The following is a 13,002-nucleotide window of genomic DNA, read 5'->3' as shown; positions in this document are numbered from 1 at the left end:
CGGGCCCCTTTCAGTTTTGCTCAAGGCGCTTATATAGTCGCGATATGCCAACCTCCGGCGTGTAAGGAAACCCCAATGACCACTGGCTCGCAAATTGCGTGGGACGACAGCGTCCTGCCCTTCCAACTTGATGCATCGGACATCCGTGGCCGCCTCGCGCGGTTGGACGGGGTGTTGCAGGGCATCCTGAAACAGCACGACTACCCGCCACAGGTCGAAGCGCTGGTGGCGGAAATGGCGTTGCTCACCGCCTTGATCGGTCAAACGGTCAAGCTGCGGTGGAAGCTGCAATTGCAGGTCCAGTCCAAGGGGCCGGTGCGTATGATTGCCACCGATTATTATGGCCCGGAGGAAGAAGGCGGGATCGCGCGCATTCGCGCTTATGCCAGCTATGATGCGGACCGGCTGACCGATGCCGCGCCGTTCGATCAGGTGGGCGAGGGGTACTTTGCCATCATGATTGATCAGGGGCAGGGCATGACGCCGTACCAAGGCATCACCCCGCTGGCGGGCGGATCTCTTGCGGCCTGTGCCGAGGCGTATTTTGCCCAGTCCGAGCAATTGCCGACACGGTTCAATCTGAGTTTTGGTCAGTCGACCGAACCCGGTGTGGCGGAGCATTGGCGCGGGGGCGGCATCATGTTGCAACACATGCCCAAGGCGTCACCCTTTGTCGCCCAAGGCGAAGGGTCGGGCGATGTGCTGACAGCGTCTGATCTGGTGCAGGGCGACGAGGAAGAGAACTGGAACCGCGCCAATATCCTGCTGGACACAGCGGAGGCGATGGAACTGATGGGCCCACAGCTTGAGCCCAATGATCTGCTGTTGCGTCTGTTTCACGAGGAAGAACCGCGTGTCTATGATGCGCAGCCGGTTCGTTTCGGTTGCACATGTTCGGAGGATCGTGTCCGGCAAAGCCTGTCGATCTACTCGGCCCGCGACATCGAAAAGATGACGACGGATGCGGGGCGCGTGACAGCGGATTGCCAGTTCTGCGGGGCGCATTACGACCTTGATCCTGCAACTGTCGGGTTTGAGGCCGAAGACAGTGCCTGACCTTCTTGACCGCACCCGGCGCGCCTTGGAGCAGCCGGGTGCGGCGTCGTCCGACTATGACCTGAACCCGGATGTGACCTTGCCGGAGGGGCGCAAGCTCCGTCCGGCGGCAGTGCTTGCCCCGATCATGGAAACGACGCGGGGGCTGGAGTTGATCCTGACCAAACGGTCATCGGCACTCAAGCACCATCCGGGCCAGATCGCCTTTCCGGGGGGTAAGCAGGATGAAGGTGACGCATCGCTTGAGGCAGCAGCGCTGCGCGAAGCGCGCGAAGAGATCGGGCTACCGCCTGATCGGGTGAAAATTCTGGGCACCTTCGCCCCGCATGAGACGGTGACGGGATTCACGGTCACGCCGGTAATTGCCCATGTGACCGCGCCGTTCGATATTCGCCCTGAAGCGGGCGAGGTCGAAGACGTGTTTTTTGTCCCGCTGGCGCATGTTCTGACCGCTGACCATTTTGTCGTGGAATCGCGGCGGTGGCGTGGTGCGCGGCGGTCCTATTACGCGGTGCCATATGGGCCCTATTACATCTGGGGCGCAACCGCGCGTATACTGCGCACATGGACCGACAGCCTGCCTTCCGACTAGACCCTGAAAATGGTTTTTTGACCGATCCGGGCGGACAACGTGTGTGTGGCTTGCTCGAAGACGCAGGTCATTGCGCGTATTTCGTCGGCGGCTGCGTGCGCAATGCGGTGATGGGCGTTGCGGCTTCGGATGTGGATATCGCGACGGATGCAAGCCCCGATGACGTGATGCATATCGCGGAAGAGGGCGGAGTGCGCGCCGTGCCAACCGGGCTTGATCATGGGACGGTGACACTGGTGATCGATGGTACACCCTATGAGGTCACCACATTTCGCCGCGACGTCGACACGGACGGACGGCGGGCGGTGGTCGTATTCTCGACCCGGATGGACGACGACGCGCGGCGCCGTGATTTCACGATGAACGCGCTTTATGCGGATCGCCACGGCTGGGTGCATGATCCGGTGGGTGGCCTTCGGGATGCGCAGGCGCGGCGGGTGCGGTTCATTGACGATCCGGTGCAGCGCATCCGCGAGGATTACTTGCGCGCGCTGCGATTTTTCCGGTTCAGCGCGTGGTATGCAGACCCTGATTTGGGCTGGGATGCGGACGCGCTGGCTGCGATTGCCGAAACGCTGGACGGATTGCACACTTTGTCAGCCGAACGGGTCGGGGCAGAAACGCTGAAACTGTTGTCCGCACCCAACCCGGCGCCTGCGGTGTCGGTCATGGCGCGCGTCGGAGTGTTGGCACGTCTGATACCGGGTGCGGATGACACAATGATTGGCCCGGTTGTGCATATGGGCGACGCCGTACCGGCCGATCCGATCACGCGGCTTGCGGCGTTGGGCGGGCAGGATGTGGGGGACCGATTGCGCCTGTCTCGCAATCAGCAGAAACAGCTGGACGCGGTGCGCAGCTTGTCAGGCAGCACGCGCGGATTTCGTGCGTTGGGATACCTCGCCGGAGTTGCGGCGGCGCAAGGTGCCGCGATCCTCAGGGCGGCGACGATGCACACGCCATTGCCGGGTGGTTGGCAGGACGAGATTGCGACAGGGGCAGACACCAAATTTCCAGTGACAGCGGCGGATTTCCCCGACCTGCAAGGCCCCGCATTGGGCCAACGTCTCAAGGCGTTGAAACAGGACTGGCTGGCCTCTGACCTGTCGCTGACAAAAGAAGCGCTTTTGGGCGGGTGACACCAAGGGCGACTCGTTGTAAGCATGTGACAACCCAAAGGAGGGACTCATGGTTCGCGGGATCTGGAACGACACCTGATATTGTCGCACGCCGTCCGTTGTGACGCACGCGCCTGATGGCGCGCGTTACAGCCATGATTCAATACCTCCCTACAGGTTTCTCCCATGTTCAAGTTTTTCGAGTCGCTGGTCGACCCATACGCGCCGTACTCCGAAGATGACGTGCCCCCCAACCGGTTGTGGCCGTTTCTGCGCACCTATCTAAAGCCGTTTCGCGGTTTGATCCTAATCACTTTCGTGATCAGTACCGTCGTCGCCTTTAGCGAGATCCTGCTGATCTGGTACGTGGCGAGAATCGTTGACCTGTTGGCCCAAGGCACGCCCGATCTGATCATCCCGGAATACGGGTTTGAGTTTGTCCTTGTTGCCATTTGGGTGCTGGTGTTGCGTACAGGCGTTGCATTCATTGATGTGGCGTTGTTGCACAACACGCTGCTGCCCAACCTTGGGACGCTGATCCGCTGGCGGTCGCATCGGCACGTGTTGCGCCAGTCCGTTGGCTGGTTCGAAAATGATTTTGCTGGTCGCATTGCCAATCGCATCATGCAGACCCCGCCCGCCGCAGGCGAGGCGATGTTCCAGGTTTTGGATGCCGGGTCGTTTTTTATCACGTCGGTGGTCGGGGCGGTCATCCTTCTGATGACATTCGATCTGTGGCTGGCGCTGCCGTTGCTGTTCTGGATTGTGGGATATCTTGGCCTGATGCGTTGGGTGATCAAGCGGGCCGGCCCGGCGGCCAAGGCCAGTTCGGACGCGCGCAGTGCGATCACGGGGCGTGTTGTCGACAGTTACTCCAATATCCATTCGGTCAAGATGTTTGCCCACCATGATCGCGAGATCGATTACGCCCGCGAGGCAATCGAGAATGCGCGCCAGACCTTTATGACCGAGATGCGGATCGTGACGCGCATGGATCTGATGCTGACCGTGTTGAACGCCTGCATGATCGTGTCGATGGGGGCGTTGGCCATCTGGCTCTGGATTGGCGGGTTCACGACCGAGGGGATGGTGGCTGCGGCCCTGACCATCGCCTTGCGGCTCAACAACATGACCTACTGGATCATGTGGGCGATGACTTCGCTGGTTCAGAACCTCGGCATTATTTCCGAAGGCATGGAGACAATCGCCCAACCGATCACGCTGGTGGATGCGCCGGACGCCAAGCGGTTGCAGATCGAAACGGGCGAGATCGAGCTGGACGCCCTGACCCACCATTATGGACGTGACAGTGGCGGTTTGGCCGCGATTTCGACCACAATCAGGCCGGGCGAAAAGGTCGGACTTATTGGCCGGTCGGGCGCGGGCAAATCGACCTTGGTCAAGCTGTTGTTGCGGTTCTACGACCCCGAGGGCGGTCGTATCCTGATCGACGGGCAGGACATCACGCAGGTGACGCAGGACAGTCTGCGGCTGAACATCGGGATGGTGCAGCAGGACAGTTCACTGCTGCATCGGTCGGTGCGCGACAACATTCTGTACGGACGGCCCGATGCGACCGAAGAAGAGATGTTTGCCGCTGCCCGTCAGGCGCAGGCGCATGAGTTCATTCTTGATCTTCAGGACCCGGAGGGTCGCACCGGCTATGACGCCCAGGTGGGTGAGCGGGGCGTGAAACTGTCCGGCGGGCAGCGACAGCGGATCACGCTGGCGCGTGTGATCCTCAAGAACGCGCCGATCCTGCTGTTGGACGAGGCGACATCAGCACTTGATTCCGAGGTGGAAGCGGCGATTCAGGACACGCTTTACCAGATGATGGAGGGCAAGACGGTCATCGCCATTGCGCACCGTTTGTCCACCATCGCGGAAATGGACCGCATCCTTGTCCTCGACGGCGGAAAAATTGTCGAAGACGGAAGCCACGACGCGCTTTTGACCCAAGGCGGCCTATATTCGGAGTTCTGGGCGCGCCAATCCGGCGGGTTCATCGCGACCGAGGCTGCCGAGTGAAGATCGAGAACTGGATCCGTTCCTTTGACCGGGCAGAAGGGCCGCCGCCGGAAACGCTGTGGCCCTTTATGCGCTGGTGTTTGTCTGGTGCGTGGCCCGCGCTGTGGCTGGCGGCGCTGTGTTCCGCGCTGGCCGGTGTGCTGGAGGCGGGTACGGCCCTGATCCTTGGACGGGTCATTGACGCAACGGTGCAGCTGGGGCCCGACGGATTCTTTTCGGTGACCAATATCGGGCTGCTCATGGGTGCGCTGGCGTTTTTCCTGATTGCCCGCCCGACGCTGTTTGGGCTGAGTGCGGCGACCAACGCGATCATTGTGCAGCCCAATGTAAACCCGCTGGTTCTGTCGCGCCTGCATCGCTGGACGCTGGGCCAGTCGGTTGGGTTCTTTGACGACGATTTCGCCGGGCGTATCGCGCAAAAGCAGATGCAGGCGGCGCGCGCCGTGACGGACGTGGTGTCGGAATTCATCAACGTTGTGGCCTTTGCGCTGGCGTCGCTGGCGGGGTCGGTGCTGTTGCTGTTTGCGATTGATTGGCGGGTGGCGCTTGGCTTTGGGGTGTGGCTCTGCCTCTACTTCATGCTGATCCGCTGGTATTTGCCGCGCATCCGCAAACGGTCCGCAGCACGGGCGGGCGCGCGCGCGATGGTGTCCGGGCAGGTCGTGGACACGATCACCAATATCAAGACGGTCAAGCTGTTTGCCCATGACGATCACGAGGATCAGGCAGCGCTGGGCGCGATGCAGGGGTTTCGCGACACCGCTGTGCGCTTTGGCTACCTGTCCGCCGGGTTCCGGTTTGCGTTGATGAGCCTTGCCGGGCTGTTGCCGGTGCTGCTGCTGGGCGGGACCATCGTGATATGGCAGATGGGACAGGCGACGCCGGGCGATATCGTGGCGGCCGGTGCCGTGGCGGTGCGGATCAGCCAGATGACCGGCTGGGTCAGCTTTACGCTTATGGCGATCTATTCCAACATCGGTGAGATCGAGGACGGCATTCGCACGCTGACCCCGCGCAACCGGGTCGAGGATGGGCCGGAGGCGCAGGCGTTGCAGGTGCCGGACGGCGGCATCGCGTTTGACGGAGTCGAGTTCCGCTATGGCCGGGACGCAGGCGGGATCGACGCGCTGTCGCTGGATATTCGGCCCGGCGAAAAGGTTGGGATAGTCGGCGCGTCAGGGGCCGGGAAATCCACGCTCGTGGCGCTGCTCTTGCGGCTGTATGACAGTGAAAAGGGCCAGATCCGGATAGACGGGCAGGAAACGCGCAGTGTCACGCAGGACAGTCTGCGCCAGTCCATCGGCATGGTCACGCAGGAAACGGCGATGTTCAATCGCTCGGCCCGTGACAACATCCTCTATGGTCGGCCCGACGCCACCGAAGACGAGATGATTGCGGCGGCGCGAAAGGCCGAGGCGCATGACTTCATCCTCGACCTTCAGGATCACAAGGGGCGCACCGGCTACGACGCGCATCTGGGCGAGCGGGGCGTGAAATTGTCGGGCGGACAGCGGCAGCGGATCGCCTTGGCGCGTGCGATCCTCAAGGATGCGCCCATTCTGGTGCTGGACGAGGCGACAAGTGCGCTGGATTCCGAGGTAGAGGCGTCGATCCAGCACGCGCTGTCCCGCGTGATGGAGGGCAAGACGGTACTGGCCATTGCCCACCGCCTGTCAACGCTGACAGAGATGGACCGGATCGTCGTCATGGATGCCGGTCGCATCGTGGAACAGGGTCCGCACGAGGCGCTGCTGGCCAAGGGTGGCCTTTATGCAAAGTACTGGCAGCGGCAATCCGGTGGCTTTATCAGCACGGCGGCGGCGGAATAAGGGCACCCCATGACCACCTATACGATTGAACGGCTTGGCCAGCGTGGCGACGGCATCGCTGCTGGCCCTGTGTTTGTGCCGCTGGCCTTGCCGGGCGAAGTGGTCAGCGGCAGCCGCCATGGTGACATGCTGGATGATGTCCGGATCGAAGTGCCGTCACCGGACCGCGTGTCTGCGCCCTGTTCACATTTCCGCAGTTGCGGGGGGTGCCAGATGCAGCACGCCAGCGACGAACTGGTGGCGCGGTGGAAGCAGGCGCAGGTGGCCGACGCGCTGGCGGCGCATGGGATTGCGGCGGATGTGCGACCCACGCTCACCTCGCCCGCCCGGTCGCGCATCCGCGCGACGTTTTCCGCGCGGCGTACAAAAAAGGGTGCGATGGCCGGGTTTCACGCGCGCCGGTCGGACGCGATCATCCCAGTGCCGCACTGTACGCTTGTTGAACCGGCGCTGATGCCGGGGCTTGCCGCGGCAGAGGCCTTGGCCACCATGGCGGCGAGCCGCAAGGGTGAATTGTCTGTCACGGTGACGGACAGCCTCGCGGGTCTGGACGTGTTCGTGACAGGTGGCAAACCGCTGGATGGCCCGCTGCGCGTGACCTTGGCGGAGGTGGCGCAGGCGCAGGCGCTGGCACGGCTGACATGGGATGACGAGGTCGTCGCGATGCGTCACGCGCCGGTGCAGCGTATGGGCACAGCGCAGGTTGTGCCGCCACCCGGTGCGTTTCTGCAAGCGACGCGGCATGGTCAGCAGGCGCTGACCGAGACCGTGCAACAGATCGTCGGTGATGCGGCGCGTGTCGTTGACCTTTTTGCCGGGTGCGGCACCTTTGCCTTGCCCTTGGCCGCAACAGCCGAGGTTCATGCGGTCGAAGGCGACAAGGCCATGATCGACGCACTGGACAGGGCGTGGCGCGATACGCCCAACCTCAAGCGGGTGACATCAGAGGCGCGGGACCTGTTTCGTCGCCCCCTTTTGCCGGATGAGTTGGCCAAGGTGGACGCCGCCGTCATTGACCCGCCCCGTGCCGGGGCTGCGGCGCAAATTGCGGAACTGGCGCAGGCGCAGGTGCCCGTGATTGCCCATGTGTCCTGCAACCCCGCCACCTTTGCGCGGGATGCCGCAACGCTGATCGGCGCAGGATATAGCTTGGATTTTGTGCAACCGGTGGATCAGTTCCGCTGGTCTACCCATGTGGAGCTTGTGGGTGCCTTCCGACTCTCCCATATCACGCGCTGAAGGAGACACCCCATGCCCACCCGCGCCCAGCTGACCGCGTGGCTTGAGAAGCCGCAGGTTACGAATTTCATCATCGGCGTCATCATTGTGAATGCCATCACGCTGGGGCTTGAAACCTCGCCCGAGGCAATGGCTGCTGCGGGTGGACTGATCGTGGCGATTGACAGGATTTGTCTGACCATCTTTGTGGTGGAGATCATTGCCAAGCTGATTGCCTACCGGGGCAAATTCTTCCGAAATGGCTGGAACCTGTTTGATTTTGTCATTGTGGGTATTGCGCTGTTGCCGGGCACCGGGGGTCTGTCGGTGTTGCGGGCGTTGCGCATCCTGCGGGTGCTGCGCGTGATTTCCGTGGCGCCGCGTCTGCGCCGCGTTGTCGAAGGGTTTGTGACGGCCCTGCCAGGGATGGGGTCGGTGTTCATGCTGATGGCGCTGATCTTTTACATTGCGGCGGTGATGGCGACCAAACTGTTCGCGGCCAGTTTTCCCGACTGGTTCGGCAGTTTGCCGCTGTCAGCCTATTCCCTGTTCCAGATCATGACGCTTGAATCGTGGTCCATGGGGATCGTGCGCCCGGTGATGGAGATTTATCCCTATGCCTGGCTGTTCTTTGTGCCGTTTATCATGGTGACGACCTTTGCGGTGGTAAACTTGCTGGTCGGTTTGATCGTGAATTCGATGCAGGACGCCCATGCCGAAGAAAGCAACGCGGCCACCGACAGCTACCGGGACGAGGTGATGAAACGGCTTGATGCGATCGAGGCCAAGCTGGACGCCCGCGACGGTTAGGCCACACCTCACGCTGTGGTGAACGGATCAGGTGCGAAACATGCTAGGCCGAAGCGGGGTGTTGGTGTTACCCCTCTGCCCAATTAAGAAAAAGCCATACGGGACAGGATTTCGATGAAACGCAGACATCTGTTGATGGGCGGTGTTGCGGCAGCGGGTCTAGGAGCGTGCGCGCCGCAGACCAAGTTCAAACAATATACCGGCCCCGAGGTGACCTATGTCGTCGTGAACAAACAGGCGCGGCAGATGTATCTGCTGCATCACGACCGGGTGCTGAAGGACTATATGATCGACCTTGGCTTTGCGCCGATTGGGGACAAGTTCTTTGAGGGGGACGGGCGCACGCCCGAGGGCAATTACCGCATCGACCGCCGCAATCCCAACAGCAAGTTCCACCTGTCGCTTGGCATTTCATACCCCAACGCACGCGACCGGGCCGAGGCGGCGGCCTTGGGCAAACCGCCGGGCGGCGACATCTTTATCCATGGCGAATCCAGTCCGTTCAAACGGCGGCGCGAGGATTGGACATGGGGCTGCATCGCGGTGACAAACCGCGAGATGGAAGATGTCTATGCGATGGTGCGGGACGGGACGCCGATCCAGATCAACCCTTAGGTCGGCGGCGTTTCGGTGATCACCACGATTTCTTGGGTGTTATCGGCTGCAATGTCTTCGGGCGCATCAACAGCGTCGGGCACCAGCCGCGAGGCGGACGGATTTGCCGACGGGATCAGCGGGCTGTTGTCGGGGTTGCCCATGACCATCGTCCACCAGATTTTGCCGTTGGATTCCTGAAACCACGCAAAACCCATGTCACGCGCCTGCGGCGACAGGATGGTGCGGCGGGTGTCGGTCTGTTCCATCCACGCGGCGAGTGTTTCCAGCTCGGTCTCGTAGGTTTCCGAGATGTTTTCACCCACAAGGCTGCCCGCGTAGCCAACCCGCGCCAACCGGTCGATCGGCGATGATCCGTCCGAACCAAAGTGCCAGGGGCGGTTTTGCAGGGACATGTCGCGCGAATGCGTGGCGGCGGCTGCGTTCAGTTGCGGGTTCAGTTCGACCGGGGCCGCGCCACGGGCGCTGCGCAGGGCGTTGACCGAATCAAGCATCCGAAACTGCAATTTGGCGGTGTCATTGGCGCGAATACGGTAGAGTTTGGGCAACGGACGCCCATCTGCGCCCACGCTGGGTCCGGACGGACCGGTGGGGGTACAGGCCGCAACGGCCAGACCAAGGGCGAGAAAGATGAAAACGCGACGCATCATAGGAGCATACCACTCAGATTGTTTGACGCAGTTGGTATCCGGCCCGCCGTTGTATTTCAAACGCACATCGGCGTGATGTTGCGTGATGACAAGTGTTTGATTTGCGAGTGCGGCTTTCGCGCCATATTTTGCCGCCAATGGCAGGAAAGACCCCTTTGGAGAGGCATAAAATGTCCAAATCGTCGTTTGTAACCCCAAGCCGCCGTGCGTTTCTGGCTGGCAGTGCCGCGCTGATCGGTGCCCCTGCGGTTGCGCAGGAATTGCCTGCCGGACAGGCGGAGCGCGATCCGGCATTGTCCGTCCGTCGCAACATCTCCAGCTTTCGGACGCTGGATTGGCGGCCCTATTTCGAAAACCTGCGCAAAGGTGCGATTCTGGTCGATATCGACAGCCGTGCGGTGCACTACTGGAACGAAGATCAGACCGTCTACAAGCTCTATCCGTCCAGCGTGCCGCTGACCGATGATCTGACCCGCCGTGGCCGGACCAAGGTGATCCTCAAGGACCCCAAACCGGACTGGCGCCCGACACCGTCGATGAAAAAGCGCAACCCGGAGTGGCCCGACTATATCGGCCCCGGCCCGCAGAATCCGTTGGGCACGCGGTCGCTGCACCTTAGCTGGACATATTACCGAATCCACGGCACCCACGACACGCGCAAGATTGGCCGCAAGTCGTCAAATGGCTGCATTGGCCTCTACAACGAGCACATCGAAGAGCTGTATGAAATGGCGAATGTCGGCACGCAGGTGTTGCTAATTTGACGACATTCCGGTGGTTTGGCTGTGAAGCGCGGCAAACATGGTTTCCATTCGTGTCCGATTGCTGTTTACAGAAAATCACGAGGTAAGTCTTGGGTGTGCGCCAGTGCAATTACTGGCGTGCAAAACTGGAGGTTATTAACATGAAAAAACTCGTTCTCGCTGCTGCTCTGACAGCTGCTGCTTCGACTGCTTTTGCCGGCGCACCTGCCGACCCAGTCATCGAAGCACCCGTGATCGTTGAAGAAGCAAACAGCTCTTCGGGCGGCATCATCCTGCCCCTGCTGATCCTGATCGCAGTTGCGGCTGCCGTTTCGGACTAAGCTTTCGACACTTTCAAACACAAAAGGCGGCGCAGAAATGCGCCGCCTTTTTCTTTGGTCGGGGTCTGATGGTTAGTCCAGCCAGCCTTTGAGATTTTCCTCGATCACAGTGCTGAGCGCGTCGATATGCGCATCATCATCGTTAAGGCAGGGGATGTAGGTGAACGTCTCGCCGCCCGCTTCCTCAAAACTTTCGTGAATCTCTTCGTTGATCTCTTCGAGCGTCTCGATGCAGTCAGCCGAGAAGGCTGGGGCACAGACAGCGATGTTTTTCTTGCCCGCTTCGGCGAGGCGCGCGACTTCTTCGACAGTGTAGGGCTGAAGCCACTCTTCGGGGCCAAATTTCGATTGGAAGGTCGTTTTGATATCCGTATCTTCCCAGCCCAACCGCTCTTTGAGCAGGCGCGTCGTTTTCTGACACTGGCAGTGGTACGGATCGCCTTCCATCAGGTAGCGGATCGGCACGCCGTGGTAGCTGCACACCAGAATGTCGGGGCGGGTGTCCATGTTGGCATAGGCCCGTTCGATAGATTGTGCGAGCGCCTCGATGTATTTGGGATGGGCAAAGTAAGGCTCGACCGTGCGTGTTGTCGGCTGCCACTTTTCCTCCATCAGCGCGCGAAAGAACTGGTCGTTGGCGGTCGCGGACGTCGCCCCGGCGTAGTGTGGGTAGAGCGGGAAAAACAGGATTTTTTGGCATCCGGCCTGCGTCATCTCGCGGACCTTGGATTTGGTTGACGGGTTGCCGTAGCGCATACAGAAATCGACCATAACCTGATCGCCGTAGCGTTCGGCCATCGTTGCCTTGATCTTGGCCGTCTGATCCTTGGTGATGGTCATCAGGGGGCTTTCGCCCGCCTCGTGGTTCCAGATCGATTTGTATGCGGCACCTGACGAAAACGGGCGCTTGGTCAGGATGATGAGTTGCAGCAGCGGCTGCCAGATCCACGCCGAATAGTCGATGACACGCTTGTCCGACAGAAATTCGTTCAGATAGCGGCGCATGGACCAGTAATCGTAATTGTCCGGCGTGCCGAGATTGGCCAGCAGTATGCCGACCCGTGCGGGCGGGATCGCCGGATGGTCGGCGTCGGCGTGCACGGGTTTCGTCGCGGTCTTGCTGGTATCAAGCATCTTGGGCCGGTCCATAATTCACATTAGGCCTCAGATAACGGGAATTGCCACAAGGTCAATCTGGCAGCGACGTTTCGTCCGCCCCCAGCGCGTCCGCCAGACGGGCAGAGGCGGAGCCGGGCCGTAGCGGTTGCGGCTGGCTGGCATCCGGGGCCCATCCGGTCAGAACGATGATTTCGAATGTAGCGACGATCCCACCAGTATCGCTGGGATAGTTTGCCGCGTAGACGTCCGCAGCACGGTCAAAGATCGCGCGCCGCGTGAGTGTCCGCAGGCGCGTGTTCAGCGCGTTGCCTTCGCCCATATTCCGCAGGTCGCGCATCAGGTGCCACATATCGCGGTATTGCACCGTAAATGGCACGCTGTCTGCAACCGGCAGGGCAAGGCCAGTGCGCTGCAACAATGCTCCCAAATCGCGCAGCTCTGCCATGGGCGCCACACGTGGTGACAGGCCACCGGTCACTGCAATTTCCGCTTCGGCGAGGCAGGTGCGCAATTCGTGCAGGCTTTGGCCGCCAAGGCTTGCCGCCAGCAGCAGCCCATCGGGCCTTAGCGCGCGGCGGCATTGGATCAGTTGACCCACCGGATCATTTGCCCAGTGCAGCCCAAGGCTGTGCATCACCAGATCATGTGCGCCCTGTTTAATCGCCAAAGTGTCCGCGTCAGCAACGATATGGTCGCCTGTCTGGCCCCACACCTGCGGAAAACCTGTCACGATCGCTGCATCCTGAAACGGTTTGTTAACCATCTCGACGCGATCCTGAAGCTCGTCCCGAGCGGCCTCTTGCAGAAACAGCGCGGTTGCGTCTGCACGCGCGCGATTGCGGGCGAGGGCGGCAAGATCGGTCAGGGCGCTGGCTTGGGTCAT

At 61.1% G+C, this 13,002-nt stretch carries 13 protein-coding genes; 10 read left to right on the top strand and 3 right to left on the bottom strand.

All coding sequences use genetic code 11. The annotated features are described in order from the left end of the window. Nucleotides 1-75: 75 nt before the first annotated feature. The 8 genes from Q1A85_RS02070 to Q1A85_RS02035 all read left to right on the top strand — a co-directional run bounded on the left by Q1A85_RS02070 (nucleotide 76) and on the right by Q1A85_RS02035 (nucleotide 9,266). Nucleotides 76-1,056 (top strand): Hsp33 family molecular chaperone HslO, encoded by a 981-nt coding sequence (locus tag Q1A85_RS02070; protein WP_299684544.1) that lies wholly within the window; start codon nucleotides 76-78, stop codon nucleotides 1,054-1,056. Further along, nucleotides 1,049-1,648, top strand: a complete 600-nt coding sequence (locus Q1A85_RS02065; protein ID WP_299684542.1) for a CoA pyrophosphatase — start codon at nucleotides 1,049-1,051, stop codon at nucleotides 1,646-1,648. The genes Q1A85_RS02070 and Q1A85_RS02065 overlap by 8 nt, the downstream gene beginning before the upstream one ends. Before the next feature lie 41 nt (nucleotides 1,649-1,689). Next, nucleotides 1,690-2,787 (top strand): CCA tRNA nucleotidyltransferase, encoded by a 1,098-nt coding sequence (locus Q1A85_RS02060; protein WP_299684540.1) that lies wholly within the window; start codon nucleotides 1,690-1,692, stop codon nucleotides 2,785-2,787. Nucleotides 2,788-2,952: 165 nt separating this feature from the next. After that, entirely contained in the window at nucleotides 2,953-4,794 is a 1,842-nt protein-coding gene (locus Q1A85_RS02055) for an ABC transporter ATP-binding protein (RefSeq protein WP_299684538.1), read from the top strand. Further along, complete coding sequence (locus tag Q1A85_RS02050) at nucleotides 4,791-6,623, top strand: ABC transporter ATP-binding protein (protein WP_299684536.1); 1,833 nt, start codon at nucleotides 4,791-4,793, stop codon at nucleotides 6,621-6,623. The genes Q1A85_RS02055 and Q1A85_RS02050 overlap by 4 nt, the downstream gene beginning before the upstream one ends. A 9-nt stretch (nucleotides 6,624-6,632) precedes the next feature. Next, complete coding sequence (locus tag Q1A85_RS02045; protein ID WP_299684534.1) at nucleotides 6,633-7,862, top strand: class I SAM-dependent RNA methyltransferase; 1,230 nt, start codon at nucleotides 6,633-6,635, stop codon at nucleotides 7,860-7,862. 12 nt (nucleotides 7,863-7,874) lie between these two features. Continuing rightward, nucleotides 7,875-8,651: an ion transporter gene (locus Q1A85_RS02040; protein WP_299684532.1), complete on the top strand. Its 777-nt coding sequence runs from the start codon at nucleotides 7,875-7,877 to the stop codon at nucleotides 8,649-8,651. A gap of 114 nt (nucleotides 8,652-8,765) precedes the next feature. Then, complete coding sequence (locus Q1A85_RS02035) at nucleotides 8,766-9,266, top strand: L,D-transpeptidase family protein (protein ID WP_299684530.1); 501 nt, start codon at nucleotides 8,766-8,768, stop codon at nucleotides 9,264-9,266. Here the strand turns inward: Q1A85_RS02035 and Q1A85_RS02030 are convergent. Next, nucleotides 9,263-9,916, bottom strand: a complete 654-nt coding sequence (locus Q1A85_RS02030) for a CAP domain-containing protein (protein WP_299684528.1) — start codon at nucleotides 9,914-9,916, stop codon at nucleotides 9,263-9,265. The two genes, Q1A85_RS02035 and Q1A85_RS02030, sit on opposite strands and share 4 nt — an antisense overlap. Before the next feature lie 170 nt (nucleotides 9,917-10,086). On the opposite strand from Q1A85_RS02030, the gene Q1A85_RS02025 reads away from it, so the two are divergent. Both Q1A85_RS02025 and Q1A85_RS02020 read left to right on the top strand, forming a co-directional pair. Continuing rightward, nucleotides 10,087-10,680 carry a L,D-transpeptidase gene (locus tag Q1A85_RS02025; protein ID WP_299684526.1) on the top strand — a complete coding sequence of 198 codons (594 nt, stop codon included), beginning with the start codon at nucleotides 10,087-10,089 and terminating at the stop codon, nucleotides 10,678-10,680. 140 nt (nucleotides 10,681-10,820) lie between these two features. After that, the gene (locus Q1A85_RS02020; RefSeq protein ID WP_299684524.1) at nucleotides 10,821-11,000 is read left to right on the top strand and encodes a hypothetical protein; all 180 of its coding nucleotides are present in this window, start codon (nucleotides 10,821-10,823) and stop codon (nucleotides 10,998-11,000) included. A 72-nt stretch (nucleotides 11,001-11,072) separates the two neighbouring features. On the opposite strand, the gene hemH is transcribed toward Q1A85_RS02020, so the two are convergent. Then, on the bottom strand, nucleotides 11,073-12,134 hold the full coding sequence (hemH, locus tag Q1A85_RS02015; RefSeq protein WP_299686328.1) for a ferrochelatase: 1,062 nt from the start codon (nucleotides 12,132-12,134) through the stop codon (nucleotides 11,073-11,075). Between the two features lie 55 nt (nucleotides 12,135-12,189). Then, nucleotides 12,190-13,002 carry a methyltransferase domain-containing protein gene (locus Q1A85_RS02010; RefSeq protein WP_299684522.1) on the bottom strand — a complete coding sequence of 271 codons (813 nt, stop codon included), beginning with the start codon at nucleotides 13,000-13,002 and terminating at the stop codon, nucleotides 12,190-12,192.

Source organism: uncultured Tateyamaria sp. (assembly GCF_947503385.1).
Classification (GTDB): Bacteria; Pseudomonadota; Alphaproteobacteria; order Rhodobacterales; family Rhodobacteraceae; genus Tateyamaria.
This window is presented reverse-complemented; position numbering and strand designations above follow the sequence as displayed.

Bases quoted from the DNA above. Each gene is read 5' to 3' on its own strand.
- Q1A85_RS02070 (WP_299684544.1), top strand. From the start codon at position 76: ATGACCACTGGCTCGCAAATTGCGTGGGACGACAGCGTCCTGCCCTTC.
- Q1A85_RS02055 (WP_299684538.1), top strand. From the start codon at position 2,953: ATGTTCAAGTTTTTCGAGTCGCTGGTCGACCCATACGCGCCGTACTCC.
- Q1A85_RS02045 (WP_299684534.1), top strand. From the start codon at position 6,633: ATGACCACCTATACGATTGAACGGCTTGGCCAGCGTGGCGACGGCATC.
- Q1A85_RS02040 (WP_299684532.1), top strand. From the start codon at position 7,875: ATGCCCACCCGCGCCCAGCTGACCGCGTGGCTTGAGAAGCCGCAGGTT.
- Q1A85_RS02035 (WP_299684530.1), top strand. From the start codon at position 8,766: ATGAAACGCAGACATCTGTTGATGGGCGGTGTTGCGGCAGCGGGTCTA.
- Q1A85_RS02030 (WP_299684528.1), bottom strand. From the start codon at position 9,916: ATGATGCGTCGCGTTTTCATCTTTCTCGCCCTTGGTCTGGCCGTTGCG.
- Q1A85_RS02025 (WP_299684526.1), top strand. From the start codon at position 10,087: ATGTCCAAATCGTCGTTTGTAACCCCAAGCCGCCGTGCGTTTCTGGCT.
- Q1A85_RS02020 (WP_299684524.1), top strand. From the start codon at position 10,821: ATGAAAAAACTCGTTCTCGCTGCTGCTCTGACAGCTGCTGCTTCGACT.
- hemH (WP_299686328.1), bottom strand. From the start codon at position 12,134: ATGCTTGATACCAGCAAGACCGCGACGAAACCCGTGCACGCCGACGCC.
- Q1A85_RS02010 (WP_299684522.1), bottom strand. From the start codon at position 13,002: ATGACCCAAGCCAGCGCCCTGACCGATCTTGCCGCCCTCGCCCGCAAT.